Raw genomic sequence first — 14254 nt, 5'->3', positions numbered from 1 at the left:
TAGAATGCGATAAAATCGACTTTATTTTTCGTTTTACACAAATATCATGAAAATTTAGCGAAACAATCTTAAATCTAGTCTAAAAACCAGAGCTGAAAAGATAAATTATTGGCATCTAAGCAACTATCTTAAAACCAGAATCCAAGACTGAAGAACCAGTAACTTTCTTTGATTTCCGGAGAGTAAGTATATTTCGCTTCCAGCGGCCCCATAAACGTATCTATGCCGTAACCTAGCGCGAAACCAGTATAATCTGGAGTACTTAACCAGTTACCTGTAGTATATAGGCGGTCTTCTACATTCGCAATATTGTATCCTGCGATAATGTGATTCTTCCGAAAGATCTGATAATCCACCTCGAAAAGCGCTTTGATATAGCTATCCCCTGACAGGCTTAAGAAATCATACCCGTAAAAAGGTTTGATGTTATTAATAAAGTCGTTTCCATATCCACCCAGGAAGAAATCAAGAACTTCAGTTCCATCATTTCCGATTTTGAAACCGGTTTCCGTAGAAATTCGAGCGGTAAGATTTGTAAATGGCGTGACTGCATAACCTATCGCACCTTTGGCGATAGAAAACTCAGCGAAATTATCATTATAGTCTGAAGAATACAGGTAAACATGGAAATCTCCATGAAAACTGATTCCCTTGGTCGGAAAATATTTATTATCGTATGAGTCAAATTTTAGATACCCGAAGGCACTTGCATAATGACTATTATCAAAAATGAGTTCGCTATTCTGATTTAGATCATTGAAAGTGGCACTGCTGAATTTTAAATATTTATGTTCCAGCCCTACTCCAATTGAAAATACCTGCTGAAACAAAGTTTCTGCATAGATCTGGTTGGTAAAATCTTTGACGTTCACTTCCAGTTCCCGAAGCTCTTCCAGATCGAAATCATCTTCAACCTGTCTAATGGTATTCAGATTAATATATTTCTCGAACGTATTATATCTTGAATTTACACCTACGCTCCAGTAATAACCCTTATCCAGGTAATAATTAAAATTATATCGAAGGTTATCTCCAACGATGAAATCCATGGAGGCGACGTCATTGGCAAAAAGTAAACTTTTGCGGGTAAGATTCACCAGTGCGCCGCTTTTGTATAATTCATCGTAATGCAGCCCTAAGCGCAACAACATTTTATTCTCGCTTTCTTCGATCTGCATTGCCAGTACATAATTTCCATCATCATCTTCGGGAATTAACTGATAATTGATCCTTTCAAAATTTCCTGTTGCTGAAAGGTTATTCAGTCCTATATTAAGGTCATCAAAGTTATAAGGCTCATCATAATCCAGTTTTAATTTTCCCTGAACATACGCTCGAGGATAGCTGCTATTTCCCCGCAGCGTTAAAGCGCTAATATTGAAGGTATCCACTTTTTTGATCTTTTCCCGTTCGTATTTTTGGCCATCCTTTACCAAATTGGCTAGTTCAGGAAGTAATTTTAAAGCAGCTACACGCCCTGAATCAATGATCGCATTTCCTTCTTCAAAAGACATTACTGAAAACGGACTGATATCAGGTTTTATGTAAATATCTGTCAACGGCTTTTTTTCCTTCATGTCATTGATCGTTCGGAAATTGCTGATCTGGGACATGATCTCGAAAACACTTCTAAGCTCTTCTCTTTTCACCAAGCTGTCCTGAACATCTACTCCAATGACAATATCTGCGCCCCTTCTACGCAACTCTTCTACCGGATAATTATTGGCTACACCACCATCGGTTAATAATTGATCATCGATTTTGATTGGACTCAATAAAGTTGGAATTGCCCCACTCGCCGAAATCGCCTTTGCCAGCGAACCTTTATCGAGGATCACCGCCTCGCCGGTTTCAACATTAGCCGCCACACAAAAGAATGGTATGGGCAATTCGCTAAAATCATTCACATCACTAACATGAATAGTAAGCCTGGACATCAAATTGTAAATATTCTGACCTTTAAAAAGCCCTGTTGGGAAGGAAATATCGAAATTATCAAAAGGTAGTGTGATCGCGTATTTTTCTGAATCTTCCTTTTCGTAGAATGTTTTGGCTCTTCTAGGAAGATCATCCTGGATGAGAATATCGAATTTAGTGCCGTTGAAAATTGAATCAAGTTCATTGGCTGAATAACCCGAAGCATAAAGTCCGCCAATGATCGCGCCCATACTCGTACCACCTATATAGTCTATTTTTACGCCTTGTTCTTCGAGGATCTTCAACACGCCTATATGTGCCAGGCCCTTTGCTCCACCTCCACTTAAAACCAGGCCTATCTTCGGCTTCTCTTTTTCCTGACTATAGCCTAGCAAAGTGAAACTTAATAATAAAAAGACCAGAATTTTACGCATCTATTCGGTATGGTAATGATTATAAACTATTCCTGCTTTGGCAGATCCAACAACATCGGCCAGCTCCTTTAATGAAGCTTCTTTGACCCTTTTCAACGATCTGAAATGTTTTAGTAGTTCCACCACTGTTTTTTCTCCAATTCCCTGTATCGATTCCAGCTCTGTATTAAGCGCAGTTTTACTTCTTTTATTGCGATGGAAAGTGATTCCAAATCTATGTGCTTCATTTCTTAACTGCTGAATGATCTTTAAGGTTTCAGATTTTTTATCAAGATACAAAGGAATTGAGTCATCAGGATAAAAAATTTCTTCAAGGCGTTTTGCAATTCCTATGATCGCGATCTTTCCCCGTAACCCCAATGTTTCTAAAGCCTTTACACCACTTGATAACTGCCCTTTTCCACCATCCACGATAATGAGTTCAGGAAGATCTTCTCCTTCATTAAGCAATCTTCGATATCTCCTGAAAACAACCTCTTCCATCGAAGCAAAGTCATTGGGACCTTCTACGGTCTTGATATTAAATTTACGATAATCCTTTTTACTGGGCTTTCCATTTTTAAAAACCACGCAAGCCGCTACCGGATTGCTTCCCTGAATGTTGGAATTATCAAAACATTCTATATGTCTTGGCTCTTTACTGAGTCGAAGATCTTCCTTCATCTGAGCCATCACTCGGTTCACATGCCTGTCTGGATCTACAATCTTCATCTGCTTAAAACGCTCCTGTCTAAAATATTTTGCATTTCGCTGAGACAGCTCCACGATTTTCTTTTTATCGCCAAGCTTAGGGACCACAATTTTTATTTCTTCTCCAACATCAACTTTGAAAGGAACATATATCTCATTAGAATTTGAATTAAATCGCTGTCTTATCTCCACGATTGCCAATTCCAGAAGTTCACGATCTTCTTCATCTAGTTTTTTCTTCATTTCGATGGTATGAGATCTAATGATGGCCCCATGAGATAACTGAAGAAAATTCACATAACCGTAGCCTTCGTCGCTAACGATAGAAAATACATCAACATTACTGATCTTTGGATTTACCACGGTAGATTTAGACTGGTAATTTTCCAGAACATCGATCTTATTCTTTATTCGCTGGGCATCTTCAAATTCCATCTTTTCAGCGTGCCCCTTCATTTGTGATCTGAATCTTTGCAGGGAATCTTTGAAATTTCCTTTAACGATCTGCCGTATCGCCTCGATATTATTATTGTATTCTTCTTCCGCCTGGAAACCTTCACAGGGACCCAGACAATTTCCGAGATGATATTCCAGACAGACCTTATATTTCCCTTCCCTAATCTTATCTTCAGCGAGATCATAATTGCAGGTTCGTAGTTTATACAGGCCCTTTATAAGATCCAACAAAGTATTTACAGTCTTAAAACTGGTAAAAGGACCATAATATTCACTCCCGTCTTTTATCAACTGCCGGGTTGGAAAAACCCTGGGAAACCGTTCATTTTTAATACATATCCAGGGATAGGTCTTATCATCTTTCAGCATCACATTGAATCGAGGCTGGTGTTTTTTGATAAGATTGTTTTCCAGAAGAAGTGCATCGGTTTCAGATTCAACAACAATGTGTTTAATTTCGTAGATCTTCTTCACCATCACCCCTATGCGATGGCTGTCATGTTTCTTATTAAAGTATGAAGTGACTCTTTTTTTAAGGTTCTTGGCCTTTCCCACATAAAGTATCTTCCCGTTTTTATCGAAATACTGATATACTCCCGGGCTGTTGGGCAGAGTTTTTAACTGAACTTCCAGAGCAGGTTTTTCCATTACCTCAAATTTAAAACATTAATAAGAGCCAGATAAACTTTTTTCAGTTTCACATTTAAAAATTATGGTTTAAAGCCCAAGAATTTGAATATGTGCCCAAACTTTGCTTTACTTTGCCAAGCCCTTTAATTCATGGGTTTTTAGTATATTGCAATATGGAGAAAATCGTAATTGGCAGGTTTGATAAAGCAGACTTTCCAGCTTTACATCTCAACGATATCGCCGTTAAGATCGATACAGGAGCATACACTTCATCAATTCATTGTGAGAATATTGTGGAGAAAGACAATAGAATTCATTGTACCTTTCTTGATGAGGAACATCCTCTTTACAACAATAAAGAATTCATTTTTGATGATTATGATATTGTTTTCGTACGAAGCAGTAATGGTATGATCCAGAAAAGATATATGGTACAATCCAATATCAAGTTGTTCAATAAGGTGTTTAAAATTTCACTTTCATTGTCAGATAGACAGGAAATGAGGTATCCGGTATTGATCGGCAGAAAATTTTTAACCAAAAAATTTATAGTAGACACAGAGTTAATAGATGTGTCTTTTAATAAGAAGTTAGATGAAGATAAGAATTCTATCAAGAAACCCTAAGCTATATTCCACAAGCCGACTGGTTGAAGCAGCAAAGAAAAGAAATCATGAAGTTGAAGTAATAGATCCCACTAAGTGTGATCTGGTCATTGAAAAGAAAAAACCAAGTATTTTTTATAAAAATCATTTTCTTGACGATACAGATGCAGTAATTCCCAGAATCGGTGCTTCAGTAACTTTTTACGGAACTGCGGTAGTTAGACAGTTCGAAATGATGGGAACTTTTACTACTACAGAATCCCAGGCACTGGTTAGAAGCCGTGATAAACTGAGAAGTCTACAGATTCTTTCCAGGGCAAGGTTAGGATTGCCTAAAACAGTTTTCACTAATTATTCCAAGGATGTTACTGAAATTTTGGATCATGTTGGTGGTGCTCCGGTAATCATCAAATTGCTGGAAGGAACTCAGGGTCTTGGAGTGGTTCTGGCTGAAACGCAAAATGCAGCAGAATCGGTAATAGAAGCTTTCAATGGTTTGCAGGCACGGGTTATCGTTCAGGAATTTATTAAGGAAGCCGGCGGAGCAGACATCAGAGCTTTTGTGGTAGACGGCCAGGTGGTTGGAGCCATGAAAAGACAGGGAAAAGAAGGAGAATTCAGATCTAATCTTCACAGAGGTGGATCTGCATCAGTAATCCAGCTTTCAGATGAGGAAGAAAATGCCGCCATTAAAGCAGCTAAGGCAATGGCTCTCGGCGTTGCAGGTGTAGATATGCTACAGAGTAGCCGTGGACCGCTAATTCTGGAAGTGAACAGTTCTCCTGGTTTGGAAGGAATTGAAGAAGCTACTGGTAAAGACATCGCTAAAACCATCATTAGATATATAGAAAGAAACGTCTAATATATGCCTCGTATAACCAAGGACAATGTTCTTGAAATTTTAGGTGAAAAGGTCCTTCCCGGAAAGGGCACCACTATAAATTTCAATATGGCTAAACTCTACACTACCACTTCTGTAGAGGTCCCTGTTATTATTGAACGTTCTAAAAAGCCAGGTCCTGTGGTTTTACTTACCGCGGGAATTCACGGAGACGAAATCAACGGAGTAGAGATCGTTAGGCAGATCATTTCCAAGGGAATAAACAAACCGAAAACGGGAACCATTATCTGTATCCCGATTGTCAATATTTTCGGCTTTTTAAATATGGCCAGGGAATTCCCTGACGGTAGAGATCTTAACCGAGTTTTTCCCGGAACTAAAAATGGCTCTTTGGCCAGCAGATTTGCCTATCAGTTCGTAAAAAAAATACTTCCCATTGCAGATTTCTGTCTTGACTTCCATACTGGAGGTGCGGCGAGATTCAACGCCCCCCAAATAAGAGTGAAAAAAGGTGATGAGCAAAGCATAAAATATGCCCGAATTTTCAATGCTCCATTCACCATTCATTCCAAAACGATCACTAAGTCTTATCGTGAAACCTGTTCTAAATTAGGCATTCCGGTATTGCTTTTTGAAGGTGGAAAATCTCTGGATAGCAATAAAGATATTGCCAAATACGGTGTTGAAGGAGCCATGAGAATCTTAAGTCATCTGGATATGCTGGCCACAAAATTTGAATATCCAGATGTTCGCAAAGAAACTGTACTTATTGAAAACAGCTCATGGCTTCGCGCAAAGTACAGCGGACTTCTACACGTCAAAATTCCTTGTGGTAAACATGTTGAAAAAGGCGAATACATTGCTACGATCACAGACCCCTACGGAAAATTCAGACATAAGATTAAATCTTCCAGCGAAGGTTATGTTATCAATGTTAATGAATCTCCTATCGTTTACCAGGGTGATGCGATTTTCCATATTTCCATGCAACCAAAAACTGAGGATCATGCAGAAGGATAACCTTCGGAAAAAGTTCAAGGAACTCCGACTACAGTTGAATGAAAATGAAATAGAAGAACTCAGCCTCAAAATCGCCAATAAAACTCTCGAATTACCCATCTGGAATTACAGGTACTACCATATTTTTTTCAGTATCGCGGAACAGAAAGAAGTAGATACAGAATTTCTATTACATATACTTCAAGGGAAAGATAAAGAAGTGATTATTCCAAAATCTGATGCTGAAACTGGAGAATTAACCCATTTTTTACTCACAGATCAAACGGTCATAAAGAAAAACAGGTGGAATATTCCAGAGCCTGAAGACGGAATTGAGATCAATACTGAAAAACTTCAGGTCGTTTTTGTTCCGCTATTGGCCTTTGATAAAAATGGTCATCGGGTAGGCTACGGCAAAGGCTTTTATGATCGGTTTCTAGGGCAATGCAGGCCAAATATAGTGAAGATAGGCCTTTCATTTTTTGAACCGGTGGATGAAATAACAGAAGTCTTTAGCAGCGACATTCCGTTAAACTACTGTGTAACACCAGAAAACATCTATAAATTCGGAGATAAATAATTTTTGTATTGATAAGGTTAATACGTTATTTTTAACCTGAACAAATCTATTGCATGCTAACCGATCTACAGTTAAACAGCATACTGGAAGATTTTGATATTGCCTATTGGAAGATCAACCTATTTTCCAAAGAGATATCATGGTCTGAGCATTTCAATATCCTGGTTGGGAAACCGGAAATCGAAGAAGATAGATTTGAATTCTTCATCAACCACATTTTACATCCCGATTATCGTTACGATTTCAGAATACATTTTGAAAAACTGATCAAGGAAGAAGAACCTTTCAGTTTTGAGATCAAGATAAAGTTGGAAAACGGAAAATACCGCTGGTTTGAGTGTAAGAACCAAAAAAGTAAAACCGCGCGGGAATTCCGTGAGTCCGCGGTTCTTTTATTCGTTAATATTCACCAGAGTAAAAGAGACCAGTATACGATCGAGGAAAATTTCTTTTACTACCGAGAAACTGCAGAAATGACCTCTACCGGTGGATGGTATGTGGATACAGTGAATAAGAATATCTACTGGGATGATGTTTCTAAAAAGATCATAGACTGCCCACGAGATTTTCAACCGGCCTACGAAGATCGTATGAAGTTTTACGCAGAAGAGCATCATAATAGGATGCGAAACGCTTTTGATAAATGCGAAAACTTCGGAATCCCGTTTAAACTGGAGCTTAAAATGGTTTCTTTTCAGAATAGGGAATTCTGGGTGAGATTAACCGGAAAACCAGTTTATAATGATGAACAACTGGTGATTGGTATTCGTGGGGTATTGCAAAACATTGATGAAAATAAGAGCAATGAATTAAACCTTCAGAATTCACTGGATATCATCGCCACACAAAATTCTAGACTTTTCAATTTTGCTCATATAGTTTCACATCATCTTAGATCTCATAGTAGCAACCTAAGCCTCATAGTTGAACTGCTTAGAGAATCTAAAACCGATAGGGACAAACTGGATCTTCTGGCCAATGTTGAAGACGTTGCCGGTAACCTGGATTCTGCAATTTCTAGGTTAAATGACATCGTTAGTATTCAAACTTCGCTTCGAAAAGAGAAGGTGAAAATTAAGTTTGATGAAGCTCTAGAGATCGTTTTAGCATCAATCTCATCACTCATTAATCGAGAAAATGCAAAAATCGTCGCTGAATTTCAGGATTTGAAAGAAATACGCTATATCCCTGAGTATCTTGAAAGTATTTTACTAAATTTAATCACGAATGCAATCCGGTATAGACAACCGGGGCGTAAACCAGTCATTTTTATTCAGACCTATGTCGAGAACGATAAAGAGTATTTAGAAGTTAGCGACAATGGGATGGGAATTGACCTCGATGAGTATGGTGATAAGATGTTTGGCATGTATAAAACATTCCACCAGAGCAATCCCGAGGCGAAAGGAATTGGCTTATTTATAACAAAGAACCAGGTAGAAGCCCTTGGGGGGACGATATCGGTGAGTAGTACCTTGGATATTGGTACTACTTTTAAAATCAAATTCTAGATTCTATTGATTATGGGGCAAAAAGTAGAACTAGCGTGTATCATTGATGATGATAAGATATACGTGAATTTAGTAAAGAAGATCATAGAGATCAAGAAGCTTTCGGAAAACCTGCTTATCTACAAAAATGGTAAAGAAGCTTTAGATTATTTCAAGAATATCATGGAAACGGTAACCGACGAGGATAAGCTTCCAGATATTATTTTCCTGGACCTAAACATGCCGGTTATGGATGGTTGGGAATTTCTAAATGAATTCATCAAGATCAAGAACAACTTGAATAAAAAGATCACTCTTTATGTAGTGAGTTCTTCTATAGATCCACGTGACCTGGAAAGAGCAAAATCTTTTAACCTGGTAACAGATTATCTTATCAAGCCGATTGAATTGAAAAAATTCGAAAAGATCTTCGAAAAGACTGCCGCTTAATTTTTATTCTTCTTTTTCATTTTTAGGGAATGCTCTTTTATTGAATACTAAAAGCATCGCTACTCCTACGCTTATTGCTGAATCTGCAATATTGAAGACCGGCTCAAAGAATGTGAAGTACTGTCCGCCCCAGAACGGGATCCATTCAGGTAAATAGCCTTTCCATAGAGGGAAATAAAGCATGTCTACCACCTTTCCATGGAAAAGTGAGCTATATCCTCCGGACTCCGGCAAAAAGGTCGCCACGTGCCCGTAACTGTCATCGAAGATGATTCCGTAGAATACTGAATCTATAATATTTCCAAAAGCCCCTGCAAAGATGAGGGCAATAGAAAAAATTAATATTTTTGAACCTCCTTTTTTCACTGCATCCCAAAGCCAGTAACCAATACCTACAATTGCTGCGAGTCTAAAAAGAGTTAAGGCGAGTTTACCGTATTGTCCTGGTATTTTAGTTCCCCAGGCCATACCTTCATTTTCAACAAATAAAATACTGAACCAGTCAAATACTTCTACCTCTTCTCCTAGAGCAAAATGTGTTTTTATATAAAACTTGGAAACCTGATCTATTAAAAGAATCAGAACAATGAAAAATCCGGCTTTTTTAAGGGACATGAAAATATTTTAGTTGAAAACGGGTCAAAAATACTAATATTATTTAGTTTTTACGCACCATAATATCACCGTCTATACTTGTGAGCCTTAAAGGCTTTCGCCCGGGCAAAAATTCAGGAATATCTAACGTTCCATTCCGGGTTTCCGCTTCAATTAATCCTGAATTAGTTTCGATAAGAATATTGCCTGAAAAAGTATTTATGACAGCGCTTCCGGAAAAATCCAGAAGTTTACAGTAGCCCTGTTTCAGGTCGGCGTATACAGATTTGAAGTCCCCTTTACCCTGAAGAGAAGCAATATTGGAATTTATAATAACTTCGAGATTTTCAGGTATTTCAAGTTTTATTTCAAGAGAAAAAACTTTGTGCGCACTTAGTTTATCAAATCCGCCGGCAAGTTGTTTAGGATATTTCGTTTTAATGATCAGTTCATTTCCCACTATCTCAGTTTCCAATAATATGTCATTGAAGTATTCACCTTCAGAATGAGTACTGATCTTGATTTGAGAAGTTTCTTTGGCGATGAGATTTAAAAGATAAACCTCATCAGTATCAATACGGATGCTTTCAATCTGGTGAGCATCAATGGTTTCGCGGGTATCTTTTTGCGCCAGGCAAAGCACGCCTTGAAATAGCAGTAAAAAACCAACAATTATTTCCTTCTTCATCTATCTATCAAACAAAAAACGTCCAGAACATAGGTGTACTGGACGTTCTGTATTTAAAATCCCTGGTTTAACGCTGCATATTCTTAGCCTCAATGCTAAGTGTTGCGTGTGGTACCAGTAATAACCTTTCTTTCGCAATAAGCTTACCGGTAACTCTGCAAACTCCGTAAGTTTTATTCTCAATTCTCATCAAGGCATTCTTAAGATCCCTGATGAATTTCTCCTGACGGATCGCTAATTGAGAATTTGCTTCCTTGCTCATGGTCTCACTACCTTCTTCAAAAGCTTTGAATGTTGGCGAAGTATCATCTGTACCGTTATTACCGTCGTTCTTGTAAGCATTTTGATAGATCGCAAGTTGTTCCTGCGCTTTTTCGATCTTTTTCTTAATCAGAGTTTTAAACTCTGCCAAATCAGCATCGCTGTAACGTTCTTTTACTTCTGTAGACATGGCTTTTAATGTTTTTTAATAAACAATTTGGTGGCAATTTCATCAAATTCAACTTCAGCGCCTTCATCTACCACCTCTGCAAATTCGAGGTTTGCAGTTAATGTTTCGTTTTTAATATAACTTATATTATCGTTCACGGCATCCTCGATAATGCCGTCCTTTTGTAGGGTAACATCTATTGTATCAGTCACTTCGTAGCCTGAATCCTTGCGGAGGTTCTGGATCCTGTTCACCAGTTCCCTGGCAACACCTTCCTTCTTCAACTCCGGACTGATACTAACGTCCAGGGCTACTGTTAGATTGCCACTGCTGGCAACCAACCATCCTTCAATATCCTGTGATGAAATTTCCACTTCATCGAGGGACAAATTAACTAAATTTTCGTTTACCGCAACTTCAATTTCTCCTTCGCGTTCAATCTTAGCGATATCTTCTGAAGTAAAGTTGTTTATCTTATTGACAATCAACTTTATATCTTTACCAAATCTTGGGCCAAGAACTCTGAAGTTTGGTTTTATTTGCTTTACCAATAAACCTGAAGCATCATCGATAAGTTCAATTTCCTTAACATTAACTTCAGATTTTATAAGGTCTTCAACTGCCTGAATCTCTTGCTTCTGACTCTCGTCAAGCACCGGAATCATTACTCTTTGCAAAGGTTGACGCACTTTGATCATTTCCTTCTTTCTAAGCGAAAGCACTAGTGAAGAAATGGTCTGAGCCTTTTCCATTTTTCGCTCTAAAGATTTATCAACAAATTCTGGTTTATAAACCGGGAAATCAGCGATATGCACAGATTCAGCTTTATCTTTTCCTGTAGCAGCATTAAGATCTTTAAATAATCTGTCCATAAAGAACGGTGCTACAGGTGCTCCAAGTTTCGCAACAGTTTCCAGACAGGTATAAAGCGTCTGGTATGCGGAGATCTTATCTTTCTCATAATCACCTTTCCAGAATCTTCTTCTGCTCAATCTTACGAACCAGTTACTCAAATTCTCCTGAACGAATTCTGAAATCGCCCTGGTAGCTTTTGTAGGCTCATAATCTGAATAGAACTTATCTACCTTCTCGATCAACGTATGCAACTCTGAAAGGATCCAACGGTCAATTTCTGGCCTTTCTTCCAGTTTTACATCTTCTTCAGCATAGGTAAATTCATCAATATTCGCGTAAAGCGTAAAAAATGAATATGTATTATAAAGAGTTCCGAAGAATTTACGTTGAACTTCCCCGATACCTTCAATATCAAATTTTAAGTTATCCCATGGATTTGCGTTGGAGATCATGTACCATCTCGTAGCATCAGGCCCGTAAGCCGCTAGCGTTTCAAATGGATCTACCGCGTTCCCGAGTCTCTTAGACATTTTCTGGCCATTCTTGTCCAAAACAAGTCCGTTGGAAACAACATTTTTATAGGCAACATCATCAAAAATCATGGTTGCGATTGCATGTAATGTATAGAACCAACCACGAGTCTGATCTACTCCTTCAGCGATAAAGTCAGCTTTGCGCCACTTATCCTCAACCTTTTTCTTATTTTCAAAAGGATAGTGCCATTGTGAATACGGCATGGACCCAGAATCGAACCAAACATCGATAAGATCTGCCTCACGTTTCATTGGCTTCCCTGAATCTGAAATCAGGGTAATGGTATCTACCACGTTCTTATGAAGATCTACTTTTTCATAGTTATCTTCACTCATATTTCCAGGCTCAAATTCCTCGAAAATATCCTTTTCCAGAACTCCGGCTTCCACGGCTTTTGCCATTTCTTCCTTCAATTGAGCTACAGATCCCATTACCTTTACTTCGGTACCATCTTCGGTTCTCCAGATTGGCAATGGAATTCCCCAATACCTGCTTCGGCTAAGGTTCCAGTCATTCGCATTTGCGAGCCAGTTTCCAAATCTTCCCTCTCCGGTAGATTTCGGCTTCCAGTTAATTCCCTGGTTTAGCTCATGCATTCTATCCTTGAATTCGGTCACTTTGATAAACCATGAATCCAATGGATAATATAATATAGGTTTGTCTGTTCTCCAGCAGTTTGGATAGCTGTGAACATATTTTTCAACTTTGAAAGCCCTGTTTTCCTCTTTCAGCTTGATTGCTAATTCTACGTCTACAGATTTTTCAGGAGCCTGGCCTTCGTCATAATATTCATTCTTCACATATTTTCCGGCAAACTCACCCATTTCAGGTCTAAATTTCCCCTGAAGATCTACTAACGGAACTAAATTGCCATTTTCATCCTTCACCAACATCGGTGGCACCTCAGGAGTTGCTTGCTTAGCCACCAGGGCATCGTCTGCACCAAAAGTAGGAGCTGTATGCACTATTCCGGTACCATCTTCTGTAGTTACGAAATCCCCGGAAATAATTCTGAAAGCATTTTCAGGATTGTCATTTGGCTGAGCGTATTGCAACAATTGCTCATATTTCGCTCCTACCAAATCTTTTCCTTTGAAGCTCTCGCCTATTAAATAAGGTATTTTCTTATCCTTCTTGGAGTAAGATTTTAAATCTTCTTCAGATTCAGCTTTTCTAAACTTTTTATCGAATTGCTTTCCAGAAAGTTCCTTCGCGACAATAATAGTTATTGGCTCAAAAGTGTATTGGTTATAAGTTTTAACCGTTACATAATCGATCTTTGGACCTACCGTTAAGGCAGTATTCGAAGGCAGCGTCCATGGAGTTGTGGTCCAGGCGATGAAATAAAGATTCTCCGTATTCTTCAGAAACTCCGGAAGTGTTTCAGGAATTGCCTTAAACATCGCAGTAACAGTGGTATCGGTCACATCCTGGTAAGTTCCTGGCTGATTTAGCTCATGTGAACTAAGCCCAGTACCAGCTTTTGGTGAATAAGGCTGAATGGTGTATCCTTTATAGATAAGATCTTTATTATAGATCTCGGAAAGCAGCCACCAAACTGTTTCCATATATTTAGATTTGTAAGTGATATATGGATCTTCCATATCCACCCAGTAACCCATTTTCTTCGTAAGATCATTCCAGACATCGGTATAACGCATTACTGCATTCTTACATGCATCGTTATATTTTTCAACGCTTATCTTGGTCCCGATATCTTCCTTGGTAATTCCAAGTTCTTTTTCCACGCCAAGTTCAATTGGAAGACCATGTGTGTCCCAACCTGCTTTACGTTTTACCTGGTAACCTTTCTGGGTTTTATATCTGCAAAAAATATCCTTAATAGAACGCGCCATTACATGGTGAATACCAGGTAATCCATTAGCTGAAGGCGGACCTTCAAAAAATATAAATGAATCCTTTCCTTCACGGGTAGATACGCTCTTTTCGAAAATATCATTTTCTTCCCAATAATTGAGTATTTCCTCTGCCACCTTAGGCAGGTCAAGACCTTTGTATTCAGGGAACCTTCTGCTCATTTCCTACTTTTTTCAAATGATG

The 14254-nt window shown here is 38.5% G+C and carries 12 protein-coding genes; 6 read left to right on the top strand and 6 right to left on the bottom strand.

The window, feature by feature from the left end; translation table 11 throughout:
* Nucleotides 1–128: 128 nt before the first annotated feature.
* Nucleotides 129–2351: a patatin-like phospholipase family protein gene (locus AC2S94_RS05500; protein WP_484630509.1), complete on the bottom strand. Its 2223-nt coding sequence runs from the start codon at nt 2349–2351 to the stop codon at nt 129–131.
* Complete coding sequence (gene uvrC / locus AC2S94_RS05495) at nt 2352–4145, bottom strand: excinuclease ABC subunit UvrC (protein ID WP_484630508.1); 1794 nt, start codon at nt 4143–4145, stop codon at nt 2352–2354. It lies immediately after the preceding gene.
* Nucleotides 4146–4300: 155 nt separating this feature from the next.
* Between uvrC and AC2S94_RS05490 the strand changes: the two genes are divergently transcribed.
* Genes AC2S94_RS05490 through AC2S94_RS05465 form a run of 6 tightly spaced genes read left to right on the top strand, consistent with a single transcriptional unit; the run spans nt 4301 to nt 9092 of the window.
* Nucleotides 4301–4753 (top strand): ATP-dependent zinc protease family protein, encoded by a 453-nt coding sequence (locus AC2S94_RS05490; RefSeq protein ID WP_484630507.1) that lies wholly within the window; start codon nt 4301–4303, stop codon nt 4751–4753.
* A complete protein-coding gene (rimK, locus tag AC2S94_RS05485; RefSeq protein WP_484630506.1) occupies nt 4722–5594 on the top strand; it encodes a 30S ribosomal protein S6--L-glutamate ligase in 873 nt (290 codons plus the stop codon). Before AC2S94_RS05490 ends, rimK begins: the two co-directional genes overlap by 32 nt.
* Before the next feature lie 3 nt (nt 5595–5597).
* The gene (locus AC2S94_RS05480; RefSeq protein WP_484630505.1) at nt 5598–6593 is read left to right on the top strand and encodes a succinylglutamate desuccinylase/aspartoacylase family protein; all 996 of its coding nucleotides are present in this window, start codon (nt 5598–5600) and stop codon (nt 6591–6593) included.
* Nucleotides 6580–7152, top strand: a complete 573-nt coding sequence (locus tag AC2S94_RS05475) for a 5-formyltetrahydrofolate cyclo-ligase (protein ID WP_484630504.1) — start codon at nt 6580–6582, stop codon at nt 7150–7152. The genes AC2S94_RS05480 and AC2S94_RS05475 overlap by 14 nt, the downstream gene beginning before the upstream one ends.
* Before the next feature lie 53 nt (nt 7153–7205).
* Nucleotides 7206–8663: a sensor histidine kinase gene (locus AC2S94_RS05470; RefSeq protein ID WP_484630503.1), complete on the top strand. Its 1458-nt coding sequence runs from the start codon at nt 7206–7208 to the stop codon at nt 8661–8663.
* Between the two features lie 12 nt (nt 8664–8675).
* Nucleotides 8676–9092, top strand: a complete 417-nt coding sequence (locus tag AC2S94_RS05465; protein ID WP_484630502.1) for a response regulator — start codon at nt 8676–8678, stop codon at nt 9090–9092.
* A gap of 3 nt (nt 9093–9095) precedes the next feature.
* On the opposite strand, the gene AC2S94_RS05460 is transcribed toward AC2S94_RS05465, so the two are convergent.
* From AC2S94_RS05460 to ileS, 4 genes are all read right to left on the bottom strand, one after another.
* The gene (locus AC2S94_RS05460) at nt 9096–9707 is read right to left on the bottom strand and encodes a lipoprotein signal peptidase (RefSeq protein ID WP_484630501.1); all 612 of its coding nucleotides are present in this window, start codon (nt 9705–9707) and stop codon (nt 9096–9098) included.
* Between the two features lie 43 nt (nt 9708–9750).
* Entirely contained in the window at nt 9751–10374 is a 624-nt protein-coding gene (locus AC2S94_RS05455; protein ID WP_484630500.1) for a hypothetical protein, read from the bottom strand.
* Between the two features lie 67 nt (nt 10375–10441).
* Complete coding sequence (locus tag AC2S94_RS05450; RefSeq protein WP_484630499.1) at nt 10442–10825, bottom strand: TraR/DksA family transcriptional regulator; 384 nt, start codon at nt 10823–10825, stop codon at nt 10442–10444.
* A gap of 5 nt (nt 10826–10830) precedes the next feature.
* Nucleotides 10831–14232: an isoleucine--tRNA ligase gene (gene ileS / locus AC2S94_RS05445; RefSeq protein WP_484630498.1), complete on the bottom strand. Its 3402-nt coding sequence runs from the start codon at nt 14230–14232 to the stop codon at nt 10831–10833.
* Nucleotides 14233–14254: the final 22 nt, after the last annotated feature.

It is taken from the genome of Christiangramia pacifica (genome assembly GCF_057221535.1).
Note: the sequence above shows the minus strand (reverse complement) of the source record. Positions and strands in the feature narration are given on the sequence as shown.